This window comes from Prevotella sp. C0209C1, from assembly GCF_056583855.1.
This window is the reverse complement of sequence record NZ_JBWPJP010000008.1, coordinates 26,039-43,077: the sequence shown is the minus strand read 5'-3', so window position 1 is coordinate 43,077 and position 17,039 is coordinate 26,039. Positions and strand designations below refer to the sequence as shown.

The following is a 17,039-nucleotide window of genomic DNA, read 5'->3' as shown; positions in this document are numbered from 1 at the left end:
CAAAGATGTTAATATAAAAAAGAGCATTGTTTTGAGTCTTTATTTATGATTATAAAGTTTTTTAATGATATTACTCCTTGATAATCTTTGGTTTAAATCTATAAAATATCTGGAATGGTGTGATGTGCGATTTGCATCTATTGGCGGTGTCATATAATCGCCATAAATAATATGTAGAATTTTATTATATTCTATAGGAAGTATTACTTCAAAGTCTTCAAAAGGAACTTTTATCCCTTCACCAAACCAAGAAGAAGGATAAATGTTACATTCTGATTTGATAATACTATACATCCAAACTTTTCCTGTGAATGGTACAGATTTTACCCAATTATTTATTTTTGTAATAATAAATTTTAAAGGTATACGAATAATTTTTAGAAGATTATCTAATAAAATAATAGATAATTGAGAAAATTCTTTGTGAGAAAGATGTTTTTTTATTTCCTGCCAATGATAATTACGATTACTATGCCCATAAAGTAGCCAAAGTATTCGATAAGCATTGTTAAATTTAGTTAAATACCCCCCCCTACTTGTGTTATAATTATCTAAGGGGAATATGTCGATATATAAACCTATATTAGGCTCTCCTTCACGTTCTATAATGGAGGTATTACGATTACAAAATTTAGCAAAATAAAGATAATATCCTTTATTTTCTATATTTATAATTTCATAGTTTGTTTTTAATAGAGTTGTTTTTAGTTTTAAGAGCTTTTCATAATCTTTTCGTGGCATCCAAACATCAACATCATCATCCCAGGGTATTATTCCATGATGGCGTACAGCACCTATTGCAGTTCCATATGCGGCATAATAAGTCAAGTTGTTTTTTTTACAGAACAGAGTAAATTCCTTAAATAAGGATAATAGCTTCTTTTGTAATAGTTTGTCCATTTTTATATTCTTGACATTTAAAATAATTATGCTGTCTTCTTAATGTTTTATAATATATATATAAGTGTATTGTTAGGTATTTTCCCTATTTTTCTTGTTTTACATATTTACTACCATCTACGTTTAAGTAAATATGTTTTCCTTTACATTTTGCATCGAAATAAGGAGGTTCTTCCCTAAGGGTAATAGAGTCGTAAATGAAAGGGGCTATGATAGTGTCTTTGCCATCAGGTAGTATTAGCCCCATCTTGTCGTCTTTCTGTGCTATGATAGGTAGCATTTGGAAGGTATCTACATACATATAGCAGGCGCGTAAGAACTTATACTTAGGGGTTACAACGATATTGCCCTTATAGTCTGAAATGCCAAATTTCCCGTTTTCTTCAAATACTTTATGATACCTTATATATATATCATTTATAAGCTGTAGGTATTTTACCACCTTTCGCTTATCGTTTATAAGAGTAAGAAGGTAGCTATAAGTATCACAATAGTTAGCCATGGCTCGTGCTAAAACAAGTTTCATGTCTAAACCCTTTAAAGCTTTGCGGTTAAGATCAAGATATTGGGCAATGACAGTTTCTTTTTCATCTAAGGATAGTCCTTCTAAATGTTCTTCAAATAAGAGCATCTGTTGCTTGCTACCATGCATACCTTTTATATAGCGATGAATCTGCCTACTTATCTCTTTACATACGAAGTGGCGTATCTGTTGCACCTCTATAGGGTCTGTATATTCTATGTTAAAATTGTCTTGTGTGATCATAAGCACTTCTCTGCTTTTTGGCAAAGATAGTATTTCTTTTGGGTTTATCCAAAGTTTTATATTTGTTTTTTTATCTTCTTCTTTATAATAGGTAAAATTATATATGTTACGATGTAAAAAAAGGAGCTATATGTGTTGATATAGCTCCTTTACATATAATATATAAGATGTGTATAATCTTTATTTTGTTGCGTTTTCTCTAAGCTGCTGTAGATGTTTTTTGTAGGCATCAAAGTCGGTTATCTTTTTGCGTGCAACACCGCTTTGAATAGCTGCCTTAGCTACTGCTGAGCTTACTTCTGTAATTAAGCGTGGGTCTACAGGGGTAGGAATGAAATAGTGTGTTCCAAAAGTAAGGTCTTTGTTGTTGTATATTTGTTTTACTTCTTGTGGAACAGGCTGCTTTGCAAGGTCAGCAATGGCTGTAACGGCAGCCATTTTCATTTCTTCGTTTATAGCTGTTGCGCTTACGTCAAGAGCTCCGCGGAAGATGTAGGGGAAGCCTAAGACGTTGTTTATCTGGTTAGGATAGTCAGAGCGTCCTGTAGACATTATGACATCTGGTCTTGCCTGAAAGGCTTCTTCATAAGATATTTCTGGTACCGGATTAGCAAGAGCAAAGACAATAGGGTTCTTTGCCATTGAGCGTACCATGTCTTTTGTTAATATCTTACCTTTTGATAATCCTAAGAAGACGTCAGCCCCTTTAATAGCTTCTTCTAAGGTGTGTACATCGTTGCGTGTAGTGGCAAAGAGCTTTTTTTCTGCGGTGAGATTGTTACGCTCTGTGGTTATAACACCTTTAGAATCGAGCATTAAGATGTTTTCCTTTTTTAGTCCAAGTGCTATATATAGCTTTGTGCATGATATAGCTGCTGCACCAGCACCATTCACAACAAGCTTTACTTGTTCTATCTTTTTCCCTGCCACCTCTAAGGCGTTTTTAAGCCCTGCGGCTGATATTATAGCCGTGCCATGCTGATCGTCGTGCATGACGGGTATATCTAAAGTGCGTTTTAGCCTGTCTTCTATGTAGAAACATTCAGGTGCTTTGATGTCTTCAAGGTTTATGCCTCCAAAGGTAGGTGCTATGCGTTCTATTGTTTCACAAAACTTTTCCGGATCTTCCTCTGCCACTTCTATGTCGAACACATCTATACCGCCATATATCTTAAACAATAAGCCCTTTCCCTCCATGACTGGCTTACCGCTCATAGCTCCTATGTTGCCTAACCCTAAAACAGCAGTGCCATTACTTATCACTGCTACCAGATTACCTTTATTAGTATATTTGTAAACATCGTTTGCATTTTGCTGTATCTCTAAACATGGGTATGCCACGCCTGGCGAATAAGCCAAACTCAAGTCGGTTTGTGTGCTAAAAGGTTTTGTTGGTCTTACTTCAATTTTTCCCGGGCGCCCTGTGTTATGATATTTCAAGGCAGCCTCCTTAGTTACTTTAACCATAATGTTTTGATATAATTTGTTGTTTTTATCCTGCTACGCTTATCTTTTATTTGTCAATGTTGCAAAGTTACCAAATTAACGTTGAAACGATGTGAGTATTCATAATTTTTTTGTAATTTTGCCCTTCATAACACATAATATAATAATATAGTTTTTTCTTTAAAAAGAGTCCTTGTGTTTTAAGACAAGGCGTAACGAATGAGGAGTAATATTTATAAGCCGCTATTGCTTGTAGCTTTAGTAATAATAATGTTAACGTTGCTTCACTTTATCCCTACTATAAAAATAGCAGGTACAGAGCTTCGTAAGATAGATATATTAAGCGATTTAACTATAAAAGAAAATAAAGCAAACGCTGCTATAATAACATCTCAAAACGATGTCATTAAGCTGAAAACGAGCAAAGGAGATATTATTTCTTTTAAAGAAGAATGGGGTAAAGGCATAGAGCCTATTATAGATTATGGCATAAATACTAACAACTCTTTAGATAACTTTTATGATGCTATATCAAAGCTGTCAGCTCATAAGAAATTAGGTCGTGCTGTAAGGATAGCTTATTTTGGCGATTCTTATATAGAAGGCGACATCTTGCTTGCCGACCTTCGTGAGCTTTTGCAACGTAAGTATGGCGGTTGTGGTGTAGGGTGGCTTGATGCTGGTAACGATATTAATGAGTATAAGCACACCACTACTCATAAATACTCTGGTTTAGTGGAGCATATGGTAAAAAAGCCTGCTTCGTACGATGTGTCAAAGGCTGCTATATCAGAGCGTTACTATACCTTAACTGCTCAGGGGCAAATATCTCTCTCGCCTTTTGTTGTGCACGAATATAAGCATACCGACCATTGGAACTCTACAAAGCTATATCTACGCCCTATGGCAGGGGCTACTGTAGATATTACGATAGATGGAAGAAGGCATCAAAGGGTGGTTCTTTCTCCGTCTTCTAATGTGCAGCAAGTAGAGCTAAAGGGCAATACTTCTAATGCGCTTATTAAGGTAGATGGTAAAAAAGCCATACTCTTTGGTACTGCGCAAGAAGGTTTAGAGGGTATTGTGGTAGACAATTTTAGTATGCGTGGCTCTGATGGGGTGTCGCTTGCAAAGCTGCCCGAGGAGATGTTAAAGCGTTTTGCGGCTATTCGTCCTTACGACTTAATAGTATTTCAGTTTGGTGTTAATGCTGTAAATGCTAATACTACCGAAGAGAGATTAAAAATGTATACAGGTAAGATGCGTGATGTTATTTCTCTTTTTAAGCGTTCTTTCCCTAAAACATCCATTCTTATTATGGGTGTGCCTGATCGTGGGTCGAAAGCCTCTAACAATGGCACTATGAAAGGAATAGTAGAGCTGGAGCTTTTACAGAAGAAGCTATCTAAGGAAAGCAAGGTGGGCTTTTATAGCTTGTTTAATGCCATAGGTGGTGCAGGGTCTATGCTACGTCTTGTAGATGAGAAAGATATGGGTAGTAAGGATTATACTCATATTAACTATAAAGGTGGTAGATTTTTGGCAAACCGCATCTTTAAGTCGATAGTGGCAGGGCAGAAAAACTATGTTCGCCGTAAGGAGCTTATGGAGGGAAAGGGTAAATAGTAAGTCTTTTGTGTTATAAAAAATAATATGGATTTTAATAAGATTATCGATAATATAGTGGCTTTTTTCTGTAGCTTATATGCTAATATGTCAGGTTATTTCTCTTCTATAGATGCCTCAAGGGTATTAACTGTCGTGCAGTACGATCCTCGTAATCCGCTGCTTTTCTCATCGGGTGCTTTTTTGTTTGTAGCATTAGTCTTCTTTTTGTGTTATTGTCTTTTGCGCAAACAGTTGTCGGCTCGCTTATTGTTTGTAACTCTCTTTTCTTATTATTTCTTTTATAAGAGTAGTGGTTTATACTTTCTGTTGTTAGTAGTCATTACTGTTTCCGATTTTTATATTGCCCGTCGTATTGCCCAAAGTAATAAGAAGAAGGTGTGGTTGTGCCTTTCGTTGGTTATAGACTTAGGTATGTTGGCTTACTTTAAGTATACTAACTTTTTTTCGTCTATGGTGAGCCAGATGATAGGTAATAATTTTCAGCCATGGGACATCTTCCTTCCTATAGGCATTAGCTTTTATACTTTTAAAGCAGTGTCGTACACTATAGATGTTTATCGAGGGAAGATGCAGCCTTTAAACAGCCTTATGGACTATGCTTTCTATGTTAGTTTTTTCCCTACACTCTTAGCAGGTCCTATTACACGTGCTAACGATTTTGTTCCTCAGATACGTAAGCCGCTTTGCCTTTCTAACGAAATGTTTGCCAAAGGGGTTTTTCTTATTATCATAGGTTTGTTTAAAAAGGCTGTTATCTCCGATTATCTTTCGGCTAATTTTGTAGATCGTATCTTTGATAACCCTTCTTTGTTTTCAGGCGGTGAGGTCTTGTTAGGTCTTTATGGCTATTGTTTTCAGATCTATTGCGACTTTTCGGGCTATTCTGATATGGCCATAGGCATTGCTTTGCTTCTCGGCTTTACTATTCCTGACAATTTTAATGCTCCACTTCAAGCCGACTCTATGACCGACTTTTGGCGCCGTTGGCACATCTCTCTATCTACATGGATACGCGATTATGTTTACATCTCGTTGGGTGGTAATCGTCATGGGCAGTGGCGTATGTATCTTAACCAGATGATAGCCATGGCTGCTTGTGGCTTGTGGCATGGTGCTTCGCTCAACTTTATAGTATGGGGTGTATTGCATGGGTTGTTTGTTTGTATACATAAGTTTTGGTCGCAAACAGTCTTACACCATGATAAGCGTTATCACCCTAAAGGGTTAAAGAGGTTTTTCTCTGTGTTTATAACCTTTCATGTTATTACGTTCTCGTGGTTGCTGTTTCGTTGTGGGAGTTTCGATTCGGTAAAGGTTATGGTTAGTCAGATCTTTACAAAGTTTAATCTTGCAGTGCTGCCAGATGTTTTTGTAGCCTATAAGTATGTGTTTTTGCTCATGCTCTTTGCTTTGGTTAGTCATTGGCTGCCGTTCTCATGGCACGAGGCAGGCATTAAGCTTATTAGGCGCACGGGTGTTATAGGTGCTGCTATAGCCGTGGTAGTGGTTATCTTTATTATTATGCAGGTAAAAAGCTCTGAGGTGCAGCCGTTTATTTATTTTCAGTTTTGAGCTAAAACAGGTAAATAAGTATTGAGCCATTTGCTTTTTTTAGATAGCTCTTTGCTTTTTCTTGCAAGTTTTATTATCTTTGTTCTCACATGAATAAAGTAAAGGTAACATCTGTCAAAGAAAAGGTATTGGTGCTTTTCCTTGTTTTTTTTGCTGTTATAGTGGCTAAAGCTGGCGAAAAAGAAAAGGTGTTATTGTTACGTGTAACTGCTTATGGTGATAAGGTAAAAGCATCTTTTCCAGACTCTTTAGAAAGGAACGTTTATAGAAAGTGTTTCATAGATGTAAAGAAACGCAATTTTACCTTTATAGGTATCCCCACTATGTTTTATATGATGAAGGACGGTAGGCGTAAGGCTGTTATAGAGAGTTATGCCCATGAGGTGCTGTTTCCTGATAAAGCGAAGCGCGTTAGGCGAAACATTTTCTTAAGCACGGTATATCATGGGCGTATGGTCCTTTATAATTTGCTCGATTATGTATCCCCACGGATTTACGAAACAGAGGTTTTTCGTGAAAGGATTCTGTCGCCTTTAAATGTTAAGAATTATAGATATTACTCATATAAGCTCACCGAAATTAACGATTCGCTTACGCTCTTAACCTTTAAAAGCAAACGCATACATACCGAGCTTATAAGGCATGGCTGGGCAAAGATAGTTACTTCTACGGGTCGTATAGTAAGTTTTAGTTTAGAGGGCGAAAGCGATATGAACCATTTTACTATAAAAGGCACAATGGGCAGTGATGGCTATGGCGTAATCTTTCCACGAGAGTGTAAGGTAGATGCCTCTATTAAGTGTGTGGGAAATCATATAAAGGCTGTTATAGATACTTATTATGATATGCCAGAAACGCTCTCTGACAGTATAGACTCTTCGCAGGATGTGATGCTTATGGCACGTTTGCGCCCCACAGGCTTAAGCCACGATGAGGAAGAACTAATAAAAGCCTATTACCCTCGAGAGCAAGATAAAAGCAAAGACACAGTAATAGTATCTACAAAAAAGAATTGGTTAAAAACAATATTTTGGGATATTATAGGCGATAATATCCTTAATGACATCTACACACCTATAGATAATGATAAGGGATATATGCGTATAGCTCCTATCTTAAATCCGCTTTATTTTAGTTATAGCCGCAAAAAGGGTGTATCTTATAAGGTAGATATAAGGGCAGGATATGCTTTTAATAGTAATAGCGACATTTATGGGCGTTTGCGCATGGGCTATTCCTTTAAGCAAAAACAGTTGTTTTATAATTTTCCTATAACATATACCTTTAATGATGATAGGAATGGATATGTAAAAGTAGAGTTTTCTAACGGCAATAGGATAACAGACTCTCGTGTCTTAGATAGCATAAAGGAGTCAGTCCATAACGATACGATAGACTGGGAGAGTATGAATCTCGACTACTTTAGAGATGCAAGCATCTCTTTAACAGCTGCTTATGATGTCCTTTACACAAGGTTATCTTTAAAGGGTGGTATCTCTATGCATAATCGTTCAGCCATAGATAATAGTGGCTTTATCATAGTGGGAAGACCAAAGGTTTATAGGTCCATAGCTCCTTTTATATCGGTGTTGTGGTATCCTTTTACGCGTAAAGCTCCTTTTGCTGTTGCAGCACAGTATGAGCATGGGGTAAAGATGTTTGGGGGTAACGTTCTATATAGCCGTTTAGAGGCAGATATGCAATATATCTACGGCTTGCCTTGTATGCGGGCATGGTCCTTTCGTATAGGAGCAGGTGGATATTTTAGTAGGAAGGGAGCTACTTATTTTTTAGATTATTATAACTTTCGCGAAAACTATATACCTCAAGGGTGGCATGACGAATGGAGTGGGGGCTTTGAGCTGTTAAACTCTAACTGGTATAACGCCTCTCCTTTTTATGTAAGAGGCAACGTTACTTACGAAAGCCCGTTGTTAGTGTTGTCGTGGTTACCCTTTGTAGGAAGGGTAATAGAGAAGGAGCGTGTTTATATGAGCATATTAGGCGTAAAATATTTGTTCCCTTATGCAGAGGTAGGGTATAGCTTCACTAACAGGCTGTTCTCAATGGCTGTCTTTACAGGCTTCTCCCGCCGTCGATATGAGGGGATAGGAATAAAGTTTGGCTTTGAGCTTTTTAAAGGTTGGTAAATGTATAGATGACATTTTGTAATGAAGAGTATAGCAAATAGTAACAAGACACTTACAGTATATAAGGCATCAGCGGGGTCGGGAAAGACCTTTACGCTCACAGTAGAGTTTATCTCAATACTTGTAAAATATCCAGAGGATTATAACAAGATGCTTGCCGTAACCTTTACTAATAAGGCTACAAGCGAGATGAAGCTGCGAATACTTTCACAGCTATATGGTATAGGGCATGGGTTGGCATCGTCTAAAAGCTATCTTGAGAAGGTAAAGGCTAACACTGCATTGACCGAAGCCACTATAAGAAATAATGCCCTTTATGTGCTGGAAAAGCTAACACACGAATACCATTACTTTAGAGTGCAGACCATAGATGCCTTCTTTCAAGCCGTGTTAAGAAATCTTGGCAAAGAGCTTGGACTAACGGCTAACCTTAGGGTAGACCTTAACACAGCACAAGTGGAAGCGAAAGCTGTAGACGAACTCATTGATAACCTTAAAGAAAACGACCCTGTCTTAAAGTGGATAGACGATTATATATCATCTAATATAGAGGAAGACAAAAACTGGAATGTGGTAAAAGACATTAAAGAGTTTGGTAAAAAAATCTTTGATGAGCTGTATAAGACACATGAAAAGCAGTTAGATAGCTTTTTTAAGGACAACAACCTTTCAGCTTATTTTATAAAAACTCTTAGAAGCGAACGCGATGCGTATGAAAAAAATATTAAGGAAAAGGCAGAAAAGATAGTGCAGCTCATTGCTGAGAGTGGTTTCCCAACCAGCTATTTTGCCGCCTATCCTTATAAGTATATCGTAAAGCTATCTAAAGGACAGATAGAGAGTGGCGATGTATATAACCCCATACAACAAATTATAGATGGTAAGAAGCAATGGAACTCATCTAAATGTTCTAAGAAAGCAGACAAGGACAGCCTCAACTCCTTTGTAGAGAGCATAGCCTTAAACAAGATAGTGTACGACATGGAGGCGTACCGCATAGCGGGCTGGAAGAGGTATAACACCTGCAAGGTAGTGTTGCTTCATTTTTCTAAGTTGCGCCTTTTGCATAAGATAGCAAAGCAGGTGGAAGAAGATAATGTGGAGAATCATCGTTTTATGTTAAGTAACACACAGTCGCTTTTAAAGAATCTGATGAAAGATAACGATATTCCTTTTGTCTTTGAGCGTATCGGGGCAATGCTAAAATATATCATGATAGACGAGTTTCAAGACACCTCGCGGGTGCAATGGGACAACTTTAAGAAGCTCTTACTTAATTGTATGGCAGAGGCAGGGTCGCATAATCTTTTAGTGGGCGATGTGAAACAAAGCATTTACAGGTGGCGGCAAGGCGACTGGGAGCTGCTTAACAACATAGAGGAAAGTATTAAGCCCTCTCAAGGAAGCTACGTAGACACTTCTTCCATAGAGGTGAAAACGCTTGCTACCAATTACCGCTCGGAGAAAAATATTATTAGTTTTAATAATGCTTTTTTCTCTCAAGCCATTAATGTTTATGCCCAAACAGAGGATAGTATCACCGATGATAATAGTAAAAAAACTACTTCTTCTAATTCCAAGCACTTGTCCACACTGCAGATCGATAAGCTAAAACTTGCCTATTCTGATGTAGAACAGCAGAGCGCGAAGAGCGAAGAGAGAGGTTTTGTGCATGCCAGCTTATACGGTAAAGATGCTGATAATAACGCAAAGATACTAAGCGACATGGCTGATAACATAAAGCGGCTGCTTGATATGGGATATGCACAGAAGAGTATAGCCATTCTTGTGCGTAGCAAACGTGAGATAGCCGATATAGTAACTACTATCAACTCCACGCCATGGGGTAGGGACATTACAATAGTATCTGAAGAGGCGTTTCGCTTAGATGCATCGTTGGCAGTAAACATATTAGTAGAGGCACTTCGCTTGATAGTACAGCCTTATGACAATCTGACAAGAGCAAAACTTGTAAGAGCTTATTATAAGGTGATAAACCATGATAAAGATTTTGCTAAAGAGCGCACACACATATTAGTTTCAGATGTTGTAGATATACCATACGATGAGAATTATTATGAGAAAAAAGCCGATTTTATAGCAAAACATCTTAACGGCTTCTTGCCAGAAGAATATGTCTTAGAAAGAGATAAGCTATTGCGATTATCTATGGTAGACTTGGTAGACCGTCTTTATCACCTTTTCCAGCTTCATAATCTGCCCACTGAAAACGCGTACATAAGTACCTTCTACGATACTCTTAACGACTATTTGAGTAATAACACATCAGACATAGACGATTTCATTAAGGAGTGGGACGATAACCTTTGTGGGGTGAATATACAGACAGAAGATGTTGATGGCATTCGCATTCTAACCATTCATAAAAGCAAAGGGTTAGAGTTTGATAACGTAGTGATACCTTTTTGCGACTGGGAGTTAGAAAAGTGGACTACTATCTTTTGGGTAGATGGCAAGGAAAAAGAAGCACCTTTCTCTGAACTACCTATAATACCAGTATCTTTTAAAAAAGATTTAGAAAACAGTGCCTTTGCTTCCGATTATAAAGAAGAGCATTTCCAAAACGTGATAGATAATCTTAACCTGCTATATGTAGCATTTACAAGAGCCGGGAAAAACCTTTTTATATCAGGTAAGAATATTAATGACAGCAACAGGCGTAGCTATCTGTTATGGCACTGCTTAGAGACTTTAGGAAAAGAGCTGCAAAAAGCAGAATACGTAGAAGAGGATAAACATGAACAGCAAAGAGCCGACGAGCCTATAACCTTTACCTTTGGCACACTTATACCAGCAGCTGAATATGATAAAACAGAAAGCCAAGAAAAGACTATGCTAAACCCCTTCACCATAGTGCCACAAGCTAAGGAGTTAGATATAGAAACTTTTAACAGTGCGGTGAGCTTTCGCCAAAGTAATAAGAGCGATGCTTTTATACATGGGCAAGAGGTAAGCAAGAGGCAAAGGTATATGCAGGTGGGTAGCGTGTTGCATAATATTTTTTCTTCTATAAAGACCTTTGCCGATATAGAACCCCATTTGCAGGCTTTAGAAGCAGAGGGGATTATATATAACGACGACGTTTCATCTAAAGAGCTGAGGCAGCAGATAACCTCAGCCATCAATAACGAGCAGGTGAAGGAATGGTTTTCTCAAGAGTGGAAGGTATATAACGAGTGTGCTATCTTGCAGTATGACAAGACTACCGATAGCTGTTTTGAGCAGCGTCCAGACCGTGTTATAATGAAAGAAGGCAAGGTGGTGGTGGTAGATTATAAGTTTGGTAGTCCTCGCAAGGAATATCATGAGCAGGTGCAACGTTATATGCAGCTTCTTAAGAAGATGGGCTATTGTAACATATCGGGCTATCTGTGGTATGTTATGCGTGGAGAAGTAGTGGAAGTAGTAAGCAAGGAAAACTAAAAAAACGGTAAACAATAGAGAAAAAATGAAATCTTTCTTATCATACGTAGCAGAAGACTTACTGAGAAAGTGTCAGGACAATTTGGCACATGTGGCAGTAGTGTTCCCAAATAAGCGAGCAGCGTTATTTCTTAATCAGGAGATAGCACAGAGAGCAGATGGCCCTGTGTGGTCGCCTAACTATATTACAATATCTGAACTGTTTCGTACACAGTCTGATCTGACCATAGCGGACCCCATTAAGAGCATTTGCATTCTTCATAAGGTATATATGGATATAACACGGAAAGCCGAACCTTTAGACCAGTTTTATGGGTGGGGCGAATTGCTCCTTGCCGACTTTGATGATATTGATAAGAATCTTGCACCTACAGAGAAGTTGCTCGGGCTTTTAAGTGCTAATAAAGAGATGGAGTCGTTAGATTATCTTACCCCAGAGCAGATCTCTGAACTGAAAAAAGTATTTACTAACATAAGCGTCGACGAGGATAGCTTGCGGCGTAGGTTTCAAGAGTTTTGGAGCAAGCTCTTTGATATATATACCGAGTATAAACGTCGTCTTCGAGCCTTAGGACTTGCCTATGAGGGTATGCTTTATCGTGATGTGATAGAGAAAGAACGTTTCTCTCTGCCATATAAAAAGTATGTTTTTGTAGGCTTTAATGTGCTGCAAAAGGTAGAGCAAAAGCTCTTTTATAAGCTAAAGGATAAAGCTGCTTTTTATTGGGATTATGATAACTATTATCTTTCTAAAGGGCGCGAGGCAGGCAGATATATACAGCGTTGGTTAGAGATGTTTCCTAACGAGTTGCCTCATTATAACCACGAGGTGTTTAACAATTTAGATTCACCAAAAGATATATCGTTTATAGCTTCTCCTACAGAAAATATGCAGGCACGTTACATAACAACGTGGCTAAAAGAAAACTCTCGATATAAAGATGGACGCAAAACAGCCATTGTGCTATGCGATGAGAGCTTGTTACAGACCGTTATACACTGTGTTCCTACAGAGGTAGAAGAGCTTAACGTTACCACTGGTTACCCCCTTAGGCAGTCGTTAATAGCTTCTTTCATAGCACAGCTTATAAGGCTACAGGTAGAGGGCTATTCGCTCATGGAGGAAAAGTTTCGCTTACGTTATGCCACACGCGTGCTCAGACACCCTTATGCTAAATATGTTTGGAGCAATGCAGAGGAGCTTTTAGCAAAGATGAATGCCGACAGACAGTTTTATGTGTTGTGGGAGGGTATAGAATATTGCCCACACGATGCACAAAACATGCTTGCCTTTGTAAAGTGGCTTGCGCAGATAACTAAGGTAGTGGGCATAAACGGTGCTTCGGAAGGCGATCCTTTCTTTCAAGAGTCGGTCTTTAGAATGTACACTTTGCTAAGCAGACTTATAGAACTTATGACAGCTGAAGAAGATGGGAGCTATTATCTGGATAGAGATATTATTATTTTCCGTAGGTTGTTTACACAGCTTGTCAATGCTACCAGTGTGCCTTTTCATGGCGAACCAGCAAAGGGAGTGCAGATAATGGGTGTGTTAGAAACGCGTAACCTCGACTTTGAACACGTACTTATCTTATCATGTAACGAGGGTAATATGCCTAAAGGAGTAGACGATGCGTCGTTTATACCTCATGCCATACGTCATGCCTTCGACCTTACTACGGTAAACAATAAGGTGTCTATCTTTAGTTATTATTTTCATCGACTTATACAGCGTGCTGGCGATGTTACTATCCTTTACAACAACTCTACACAGGGGGTAAAGACGGGAGAGATGAGCAGGTTTATGTTGCAGCTTATGGTAGAATGGAGCAAGCCGTCTTGTTTAGTGCGTAGATACACGCTTAAGGCAGGGCAGCAGCAGCACAAAATATCTATCGAGCCTGTGCAAAAAGATGAGAGAGTAATGGAGAAACTTGTGCATATACCTAAGTTCTCGCCAACGGCAATTAACACTTTTATAACCTGCCCAGTAAAGTTTTACTATAAGTATGTTGTGGGTATAGAAGAGCAAAACATAGTAGACGAAGACAGCATAGATAACAGGATTTTTGGTAATATCTTTCATAAAGCTGCCGAGCTTATGTATAATGACATCTTTTGCGCTAAAGAGTTAACCAAAGCCGACATAGAGAAGGTTATCCTTAAGCCGAACGTTCTTGATAGTGTGATAGAAGAAGCCATTGCTTTAGAATTGTTTAACAAAAAAGATTTTAAAAAGGGTAGTAAGCTCAATCTTAACGGCTTGCAGATATTAAACAAAGAGGTAGTTAAGAAATATCTTATCAGGCTGCTGCGTTTAGATTATGATGTGGCACCTATTAGGGTTATAGCGCATGAGTTTGATGTGGAAGACGAAGTAGAGATAAGCCTCATGGGTAAGCCTTATAAGAAGCGTATAGGGGGGAGAGTGGACAGGCTTGATGTAGCTACCTATATGTTAGAGAAGAACACCATGATAAGACGTATGAGGGTGGTAGATTATAAAACAGGTAGGAAAGAGGCTAAGCCCATGGCAGATGTGCCTTCTATCTTTAGCGCGGATAATATTAAGAATAAAAGCGACTATGTTATGCAGTCGATGCTCTATGGCTTGTTAATAGCAGATAACAAGGTGAAACAAACTCCTAAGACGCCCCCAGAGCTCTTTAATAAGGAGCATAGACCGGTGGCGCCTGCCCTTCTTTTCATTCAGAAAACTAATAAAAAAGCCTATTCTCCCATAGTTGTTATAGATAAGCAAGAGGTAATAGATGTAGCTAAATACAGAGATGAGTTTATGAGCGAGCTGAAAGCCGTCTTACAGAGGCTTTACGACAAAGAGCAGCCTTTCATGCCTACTGACGACCTTGAGATATGCGCCAGCTGTCCGTTTAAGTTTATGTGCGGAAGATAACGAAGTAAGCCTTTATAGATACTCATTCACGAAGTAAGAAGAGGACTGTAGAAAGCAAAAATAACTTATTTTTGATTCATTTTTAATTTATTTTTGCTCTAAAAATAATTTATTTTTCTTTCTCACTCCTTTCCTTTTACCTTGAAAGCAGTGTGGTAAATATTAGCATTTCAGCAGCAGAAGCAACGGTAATGCTTAGACAAGGGGCAAGATAAAAGAAGGTAATATATTTAGGAAAATAGTGTAAGCACCTATTTCTTTTTTATAATTGGAAGTGTTATTTTTGTATTATAGGTTACTTAGCAGTATCTTTGCAATAAAAATAAAAGTTATGTTTGATATAAAAAAGATAAGGCTAATAGCTTTTGATGCAGATGATACGTTATGGGACTGTCAAAGCTTTTATGATGAGGCTGAAAAGAGTTATATAAAGATATTAGAACAATACGGCATTACTCCTGAAGAAGCGTCATTGACTTTATTTGCTACTGAAACAAAAAACATGCCTTTATTAGGGTATGGCTGTAAAGCTTTTATTTTATCATTAATAGAAAACGCAGTAAATATAACAGATAAAAAGATAAAGGGGGAAGATGTTATGCGTATATTAGAATTGTCTGACACGCTATTAACATCTTTAGGAGAGCCTTTAAAAGGGGTGAAAGAAACGCTAAAGCAGCTTAGGAGCAATAGTAAAATACCCCTAATAGTATTTACAAAGGGGGAGCTGCTCGATCAAAAAAACAAATATTTAAGATCGGGGCTTTCATGTTTTTTTGATAGCTTTATAGTGGTAGAAGATAAGACCCATGAGGAGTATCATAACCTTTGTCATCGTTTTGGAGTAAAGATGGAAGAACTTCTCATGATAGGCAACTCTTTTAAGTCGGACATAAAGCCTGTTTTAAAATTAGGTGGGAGTGCTATTCACATACCTTTTCATACGGTTTGGAAACATGAGGTGGTGAAAGAATTTCCACACGATAACCTGTTAGTATTGAAAAGTTTTTCTGATCTAACTCGTTTTCTTTTATAAGATTATTGTTATCTGGCATGATTTTAGCTAAATATTTATATAGATAAAAAAAGTGAACGTTATGACATTATATCCAAAACTCATAATAGATGCTCTGGAAAAAGTAATATATCCAGGGACTAAAACTAACATAATAGCAAGCGGTATGCTTGCAGACATGCCGAGTATAGCAGGGAATAAGGTGAAATTTACACTTGTTTTCCCACGCGAGACGGACCCTTTCCTAAAATCTACTATTAAGGCTGCAGAAGCACAAATACACTATTCTGTAGGGAAGGAAGTAGAGGTAACAATTGATACCGAATTTAAGACTGCCCCACGTCCCGAAGTAGGTAAGCTTCTTCCTAATGTAAAAAATATTATAGCTGTTAGTTCAGGGAAAGGCGGAGTAGGTAAAAGCACAGTATCAGCCAACTTAGCAATAGCACTTGCCAAGCTTGGTTATAAGGTAGGTATATTAGATACTGACATCTTTGGTCCAAGTATGCCAAAAATGTTTGGTGTAGAAGATGCTCGCCCTACTGCAGTAAAGAAGGATAATAGGGATCTTATAGAGCCTATAGAAAAGTATGGAGTAAAGTTGCTATCGATAGGTTTCTTCGTAAATCCTAAGACAGCAACCCTGTGGAGAGGTGGTATGGCTACTTCTGCGCTGAAACAGTTAATAGCTGATGCTGACTGGGGGGAGTTAGATTATTTTATTCTTGACACTCCTCCGGGCACAAGTGATATTCATCTTACGTTAATGCAAACTCTTGCTATCACAGGTGCTGTAATAGTATCTACACCACAGGAAGTAGCGTTGGCAGATGCTCGTAAAGGAATAGATATGTATCAAAATGATAAGGTGAATATCCCTATACTTGGCTTAGTGGAAAATATGGCGTGGTTTACACCAAAGGAGCTTCCTGAGAACAAATATTATATCTTTGGCAAAGATGGTTGTAAAAATCTTGCTAAGGAAATGAATACTCCACTGTTGGCTCAAATACCTATTGTACAAAGTATTCGTGAGGGTGGAGATAAAGGCGAACCTATTGTAACAAATCTAAACACTATGATAGGGCAGGCTTTTATTAACTTAGCACAGGCTATAGTAACTGTAGTTAATCGGCGTAATGCTTCTCAGGCACCAACAAAGATAGTTAAGACAAACTCATAAAAGCATATTAGCCTAAACAG

At 38.0% G+C, this 17,039-nt stretch carries 9 protein-coding genes and 1 pseudogene; 7 read left to right on the top strand and 3 right to left on the bottom strand.

Going from position 1 to position 17,039, the window contains the following annotated elements; all coding sequences use genetic code 11:
- Positions 1-39 precede the first annotated feature (39 nt).
- From AC1DCD_RS03470 to AC1DCD_RS03460, 3 genes and pseudogenes are all read right to left on the bottom strand, one after another.
- Positions 40-900: a LicD family protein gene (locus tag AC1DCD_RS03470; RefSeq protein ID WP_464640288.1), complete on the bottom strand. Its 861-nt coding sequence runs from the start codon at positions 898-900 to the stop codon at positions 40-42.
- A gap of 85 nt (positions 901-985) precedes the next feature.
- Positions 986-1,666, bottom strand: a complete 681-nt coding sequence (locus tag AC1DCD_RS03465) for a hypothetical protein (protein ID WP_008450275.1) — start codon at positions 1,664-1,666, stop codon at positions 986-988.
- Positions 1,667-1,849: 183 nt separating this feature from the next.
- Positions 1,850-3,133, bottom strand: a pseudogene (locus AC1DCD_RS03460) (malic enzyme-like NAD(P)-binding protein); the annotation flags it as partial.
- A gap of 198 nt (positions 3,134-3,331) precedes the next feature.
- Here AC1DCD_RS03460 and AC1DCD_RS03455 point away from each other — a divergent pair.
- The 7 genes from AC1DCD_RS03455 to AC1DCD_RS03425 all read left to right on the top strand — a co-directional run bounded on the left by AC1DCD_RS03455 (position 3,332) and on the right by AC1DCD_RS03425 (position 17,019).
- Positions 3,332-4,738, top strand: a complete 1,407-nt coding sequence (locus AC1DCD_RS03455; RefSeq protein WP_464640290.1) for an SGNH/GDSL hydrolase family protein — start codon at positions 3,332-3,334, stop codon at positions 4,736-4,738.
- 87 nt (positions 4,739-4,825) lie between these two features.
- Positions 4,826-6,313: an MBOAT family O-acyltransferase gene (locus tag AC1DCD_RS03450; protein WP_464640332.1), complete on the top strand. Its 1,488-nt coding sequence runs from the start codon at positions 4,826-4,828 to the stop codon at positions 6,311-6,313.
- An 89-nt stretch (positions 6,314-6,402) separates the two neighbouring features.
- Positions 6,403-8,463 (top strand): DUF5686 family protein, encoded by a 2,061-nt coding sequence (locus AC1DCD_RS03445; protein WP_464640292.1) that lies wholly within the window; start codon positions 6,403-6,405, stop codon positions 8,461-8,463.
- 21 nt (positions 8,464-8,484) lie between these two features.
- Positions 8,485-11,907, top strand: a complete 3,423-nt coding sequence (locus AC1DCD_RS03440) for a UvrD-helicase domain-containing protein (protein WP_464640294.1) — start codon at positions 8,485-8,487, stop codon at positions 11,905-11,907.
- A 25-nt stretch (positions 11,908-11,932) separates the two neighbouring features.
- The gene (locus AC1DCD_RS03435; protein ID WP_464640296.1) at positions 11,933-14,821 is read left to right on the top strand and encodes a PD-(D/E)XK nuclease family protein; all 2,889 of its coding nucleotides are present in this window, start codon (positions 11,933-11,935) and stop codon (positions 14,819-14,821) included.
- Positions 14,822-15,152: 331 nt separating this feature from the next.
- Positions 15,153-15,857, top strand: a complete 705-nt coding sequence (locus AC1DCD_RS03430; protein WP_464640298.1) for an HAD family hydrolase — start codon at positions 15,153-15,155, stop codon at positions 15,855-15,857.
- Positions 15,858-15,918: 61 nt separating this feature from the next.
- A complete protein-coding gene (locus AC1DCD_RS03425) occupies positions 15,919-17,019 on the top strand; it encodes an Mrp/NBP35 family ATP-binding protein (RefSeq protein ID WP_464640300.1) in 1,101 nt (366 codons plus the stop codon).
- Positions 17,020-17,039 lie beyond the last annotated feature (20 nt).